This window comes from Amycolatopsis ruanii, assembly GCF_003385175.1.
Taxonomy (GTDB): Bacteria; Actinomycetota; Actinomycetes; order Mycobacteriales; family Pseudonocardiaceae; genus Amycolatopsis_E; species Amycolatopsis_E thermalba.
This window is the reverse complement of record NZ_PQHY01000014.1, coordinates 115,858-121,279: the sequence shown is the minus strand read 5'-3', so window position 1 is coordinate 121,279 and position 5,422 is coordinate 115,858. Positions and strand designations below refer to the sequence as shown.

Annotated in this window: 5 protein-coding genes; 3 read left to right on the top strand and 2 right to left on the bottom strand. The window is 71.6% G+C overall.

The genetic code is table 11. The features are described 5' to 3' along the window. Positions 1 to 207 precede the first annotated feature (207 nt). Both D0D28_RS10755 and D0D28_RS10750 read right to left on the bottom strand, forming a co-directional pair. The gene (locus D0D28_RS10755; RefSeq protein WP_240323157.1) at positions 208 to 1,245 is read right to left on the bottom strand and encodes a FecCD family ABC transporter permease; all 1,038 of its coding nucleotides are present in this window, start codon (positions 1,243 to 1,245) and stop codon (positions 208 to 210) included. Positions 1,246 to 1,458: 213 nt separating this feature from the next. After that, positions 1,459 to 3,054 carry a (2,3-dihydroxybenzoyl)adenylate synthase gene (locus D0D28_RS10750; RefSeq protein ID WP_116110478.1) on the bottom strand — a complete coding sequence of 532 codons (1,596 nt, stop codon included), beginning with the start codon at positions 3,052 to 3,054 and terminating at the stop codon, positions 1,459 to 1,461. Positions 3,055 to 3,118: 64 nt separating this feature from the next. Between D0D28_RS10750 and entS the strand changes: the two genes are divergently transcribed. From entS to D0D28_RS10735, 3 genes are read left to right on the top strand one after another with little or no spacing between them, the layout of a single operon-like run. Then, on the top strand, positions 3,119 to 4,384 hold the full coding sequence (entS, locus tag D0D28_RS10745) for an enterobactin transporter EntS (RefSeq protein ID WP_240323156.1): 1,266 nt from the start codon (positions 3,119 to 3,121) through the stop codon (positions 4,382 to 4,384). After that, positions 4,357 to 5,160 carry an alpha/beta fold hydrolase gene (locus tag D0D28_RS10740; RefSeq protein ID WP_094003849.1) on the top strand — a complete coding sequence of 268 codons (804 nt, stop codon included), beginning with the start codon at positions 4,357 to 4,359 and terminating at the stop codon, positions 5,158 to 5,160. Before entS ends, D0D28_RS10740 begins: the two co-directional genes overlap by 28 nt. A 53-nt stretch (positions 5,161 to 5,213) precedes the next feature. Then, the gene (locus tag D0D28_RS10735) at positions 5,214 to 5,420 is read left to right on the top strand and encodes an MbtH family protein (RefSeq protein WP_094003850.1); all 207 of its coding nucleotides are present in this window, start codon (positions 5,214 to 5,216) and stop codon (positions 5,418 to 5,420) included. Positions 5,421 to 5,422: the final 2 nt, after the last annotated feature.

Here is a 5,422-nt window from a genome sequence, read left to right as displayed (position 1 = left end):
GGCGAAGGCGTTAGATGTGTATAGGGGACAGGGTGAGTGAGCCAGTGGGGCGGCCAGTGGTATGTGAGTGGGCCAGTGGTGGGGGGGCGGTTGGACCAGTGGAGAGGGGGGGGGTGTGTGGGTGGGCCAGTGGTGCGGGTGTGAGTGGGCCAGTCGCGCGGCCAGTGGTGCGTGAGTGGGCCAGTGGTGCGGGCACGGTTGGGCCGGTCATGCGCGCCCCGCCTTTGTGTGGCGGACCAGTGCGATGAACAGCGGTGCCCCGAGCAGGGCGGTCACCACCCCGACGTCGATCTCCTCGCGGGCGATCACCCTGCCCAGCACGTCGGCCAGCAGTAGCAGCGCGGGGGCCAGCAGGGCGCAGTACGGCACCACCCACCGCTGGTCGGGGCCGGTGATCGCGCGCACCATGTGCGGCACCGCCAGTCCGACGAACACCAAGGGGCCCACGGCGGCCGTCGCGGCGCCGGCCAGCAGTGTGACCGCCACCAGGGTCAGGGCGCGTGTCCAGCCGAGGTGCGCGCCGAGCGACTTGCCGGCGTCGTCGCCCAGGGCGAGGGCGTTCAAGGGGCGCGCGAGGAACAGCGCGAGCACCAGGCCGGCCACCAGGAACGGCAGCACGCGCACCAGGGTGCCGCCGTCCGCGCGCTCCAGTGACCCCACCGTCCAGAACCGCATCTGGTCCAGCGTCTGCGTGTCCAGCAGGGTCATCGCTTGGGTCAGGCCCGTCAACGCGGCCGACACCGCGGTCCCGGCCAGCGCCAGCCGCACCGGCGACGCGCCACCCCGGCCGGCGATCACGTACAACACGAAACCCGCGACGGCCGCCCCCAGGAAGGCGAACCACACGAACGCCCGCAGATCCGTCACCCCGAGCACCCCGACCGACAGCGCGGCAGCCGTCGCCGCGCCCGCGTTGATGCCCAGCAGACCCGGGTCAGCGAGGGGGTTGCGCGTCAGCGCCTGCATCAGCGCCCCGGCCACCCCCAGCGACGCGCCCACCGCGATGCCGATCAACGTCCGCGGCACCCGGATCGACCAGACCACATAGGACGAATCCGAACCGTCCCGGTGGAACAATGCGTCGAGGACAGTCCCGAGTGGAATGGACCGCGAGCCGACCGCGATGCTCAGCAGGGCCACCGCGACGAGCACCACGAGCGCGACGAGCAGCCCGGCCACCCGCGACGACGCCGCCACGCGTGGCCCCCGGTCCGGGGTGGCCTGGGTGGATGCACCGGTGGTCACGGGCGTTCTCCTGGTGCGGGGTGGGTGGTGGCCCGGTGTTCCGCCCAGCGCGGGTGGCCGTGGTCCCTGGCGTGATCAGTGGCGGCTCGGGTGGGTGCACCGGTGGTCACGGGTGTTCTCCAGATGCGGGACGGGCGGTGTGGTGGCGGTTGCCGGTGCTCGCCTGGCGTTGCGTCCGGCGCGGGTGGCAGTGGGCGGCCGAAGCGCCAGCGCTCACCCGGCGATCCGCCTCGCGAGCGCGGCCTTCGACACCTTCCCGACCTTCGTCAGCGGGAAGCTGTCCAGCACCTCCACCCGGTCGGGCAGCTTGTACGCCGCCACCCCGCGCGACCGCAGGAACGCCGTCACCTCGCGCAGCGTCGGCGCCTCCCCGCGCACCACCAGGAACGCGCACGTCCGCTCACCCATCACCTCGTCCGGCATCCCGACCACCGCCGCGTCGTGGACGGCCGGGTGGGCCAGCAGGTGGTTCTCCAGCTCCTCCGCGGGAATCTTCTCGCCACCGCGGTTGATCTGGTCCTTGACCCGCCCCTCCACGACCAGGTGCCCAGACGGCAGCACCCGCACCACGTCGCCGCTGCGGTAGAACCCGTCCGGCGTGAACGACCGCGCGTTGTGCTGCTCCGCCCGGTAGTAACCACGCAGCGTGTACGGCCCGCGCGTCAGCAGCTCGCCGCTCTCGCCGGGCGCCACCGGGTCGCCCTCCTCGTCGACCACCAGCACCTCGTCCGCCGGGCACAGCGGGCGGCCCTGCGTGGTGATCTTCAGCTCGTCCGGATCGTCCAGCCGGGTGAAGTTCAGCAGCCCCTCGGCCATCCCGAACACCTGCTGCAGATCGCAACCCAGCGTCGCGCGCACCCGGGAGGCCGGCTCCGCGTTGAATTTCGCGCCACCCACCTGGAGCAACTGCAGGCTCGACAGGTCCTCGTCCATGAACTCGGCCGCGTCCATCCACAGCAGCGCGACCGGCGGCACCACCGCGGACACCGTCACCCGTTCGCGTTCGATCAGCTCGAACGCCGTGTCCGCGCTGGGATCCGGCGCCAGCACCACCGTCCCACCGGCGGCCAAAGCGCCGAGCAGCCCCGGCGAAGCCAGCGCGAAGTTGTGCGCCGCGGGCAACGCCACCAGGTACCGCGTGTCGGCCGAAAATCCGGACACCGAAGCGCTCGCCCGCGCGTTGTACAGGTAATCCTGGTGCGTCCGCGGGATCAGCTTCGGCGTGCCCGTCGTCCCACCGGACAGCAGGAACAACGCCACGTCGGAAGGATCCGGCGCCGCCAACGAGACCGGCGCCGCGGACGGCAGCGACTGGAACTCCGCCGGCTCGCCGACCACGAACACCTGCCGCACCGACGGCACCGCCTTCTGCACGGTCCGCGCCAGCTCGCGGTAGTCGTACCCGGCGTCGTCGCTGTCCGCGACCACGTACGCGACGGCCTCGCTCAGCTCGCACAGCGGCACGATCTCGCTCTCGCGGTGCGCGGGCAGCGCCAGCACCGGCAGCACGCCGGCCCGCAGGAACGCGAAGAACAGAGCCACGAACTCGGGCACGTTCGGCAGCTGCACCACGACCCGCTCACCCGGCCGCAACCCCGCCGACACCAGGCCGGCCGCCAGACGCGACGCCCACGCGTCGAGTTCGGCGTAGGTCCACCGCGCACCGTCGGCCGCCACCAGCGCGACCCGGTCCCCGTGCGCGGCCGCGCCCTCGGTCAGCAGGACGTCGAGTGGCTGTCCGGTCCAGTAGCCTCCGGCGCGGTACTCCGCCGCCAGGTCCTCGGGCCAGGGCACACAGCCGTGCAACATCGTCAGCTCCCTCGATCGCGCGAACTTAGGTTAGGCTAGCCGACGTTACGAAGGGAAGGTGCTCGTGCGGCTCGGGGAAATGGTCATCGACGTCACGCCGCTACGGAGCGCATCCGCGTACCGGCTGGTCTTCGCCGCGCAGACACTCACCGTGCTGACAACGGCGCTCACGAACGTCGCGATCAACCTGCACGTCTACCAGGTGACCGGGTCGTCGGTCCAGGTCGGACTGGTCAGTCTCGTGTTCGGCATCGCGTTGCTGGGCGGGCTGCTCGCCGGCGGGGTGATGGCCGACCGGGTCGACCGCCGCCGCCTCATCCTCACCACGCGGGCGACCGTCGCGGTCGTGCTCGGCGGGCTGGCCGTGAACGCCGCGATCCCGCACCCGATGCTGTGGTTCGTCTACGTGGCCGCGATCCTCGCCGGCGCGATCAACGGCCTCGGCGGCTCGGCGCTGATGGCGGCGATCCCCGCGCTGGTCAAGCCGGAGCACCTGACCGCGGCCGGCGCGCTGATCACGGTGACCAGCCAGTTCGGCGCGATGGTCGGCCCGTCGATCGCCGGGGTGATCGCGGCCGGGCCCGGCGTCGCCGCGTGCTTCGCGATCGACGCGCTCGGCTACGTCGCCGCGGTCCTGCTCATGTGGCGGCTGCCCGAGCTGCGGGCAGGCAAGCCGGACGAGGACCACCAGCACCCGTTCCACGCGATCGCCGAGGGTTTCCGCTTCCTCCGGCACAACGCGGTCGTGCGCGGACTGCTGCTGATCGACCTGTGGGCCATGCTCTTCGCGATGCCCTACGCGCTCTTCCCGCAGATGGGCACGGAGGTCTTCGGCGGCGGCCCGTCCGCGGTCGGCCTGCTCTACACCGCCCCGGCGGTGGGCGCGTTCCTCGGCGCGCTGGTCAGCGGCTGGACCGGACGGTTCCGGCACAGCGGCCGCGCGCTGATCGCATCGGTGCTGTTGTGGGGACTGGCGATCACCGCGTTCGGCCTGTCCGGCGAACTGTGGCTGGCGCTGCTGTTCCAGGCGCTCGCCGGGATCGGCGACACCACGTCGGAAATCCTGCGCCGCGCGCTGCTCCAGCACCACACGCCTGGCCACCTGCAGGGCCGGGTCAGCAGCCTGTGGCTCGCGCAGGCCACGACCGGCCCGGCCGTGGGCAACGCCGAAGCCGGGCTGGGCGCGCTGCTGCTCGGCCCGGCCGGCGGGATCGTGGCCGGCGGAATCGTGTGCGTGCTCGGCGTCTGCCTGGTCGCGGTGACCATGCCCGGACTGCGCCGGGCCAGCCTGCAAGGAGAACCATGCCACTCGCCGACGTCAACGGCATAAAGATCAACTACGACGACCTCGGCTCCGGCGATCCGGTGGTGCTCGTGATGGGCACCGCCGCCAACGGCCGGGTGTGGCACCTGCACCAGGTGCCCGCGCTCCTCGACGCCGGCTACCGGGCGATCACGTTCGACAACCGCGGGATTTCGCCCGCCGAACCGGGTTTCACCATCGACGACCTGGTCGCCGACACCGCCGGCCTGATCGAGCACCTCGACCTCGGCCCGTGCCGCCTGGTCGGCACGTCGATGGGCGCGCAGGTGGTGACCGAGCTGATGCTCGCGCGTCCGGAACTGGTCAGCCAGGCCGTGCTGATGGCGACGCGCGGCCGCCCGGACGCGATGCGGGCGGCGATGGGCGCGGCGGAGAAGGAGTTGCGGGACAGCGAGATCGCGCTGCCCGCGAAGTACGAGGCCGTGATGCGGGCAGTGCAGAATCTCTCACCCCGCACGCTGAACGACGACGCGGCGATCGCGGACTGGCTGGACATCTTCGAGATGTCGCCGACCCTGTGGACGCCCGGCCTGCGCGCGCAGCTCGACCTCGACATCACCGAGAGCCGCCTGGACGCCTACCGCGCGATCGACGTTCCCTGCCTGGTCATCGGGTTCGCCGACGATCTTCGCCTGCCCGCGTACCTCGCGCGTGAGGTCGCCGACGCGATCCCGTCCGCACGGTACGTGAAGATCGCCGACGCCGGGCACTACGGATATCTGGAGCGCCCGGACGCGGTCAACGACGCTCTCGTCACCTTTTTCGCCGCTGGACACTCTTAGTATCGCCTTACTAAGGTAAGCCTCAGTTGACCTGACGGCACTGGAGGCTTGGCGTGACTAACCCCTTCGACGACGACAACGGGCGCTTCTACGCGCTGGTCAACGACGAGGGCCAGTACTCGCTGTGGCCCACCTTCGCGGAGGTGCCCTCGGGCTGGCGGATCGTGTTCGGGGAGGACAGCCGCCAGGCGTGCCTGGACCACATCGAGGCCAACTGGACCGACATGCGGCCGCGCAGCCTGGTCGAGAGCGAGTCCTGAGG

What these genes read in the sequence shown, in the direction of transcription:
- D0D28_RS10750 (WP_116110478.1), bottom strand. Translation starts at nt 3,054, where the DNA reads ATGTTGCACGGCTGTGTGCCCTGGCCCGAGGACCTGGCGGCGGAGTAC.
- D0D28_RS10740 (WP_094003849.1), top strand. Translation starts at nt 4,357, where the DNA reads ATGCCACTCGCCGACGTCAACGGCATAAAGATCAACTACGACGACCTC.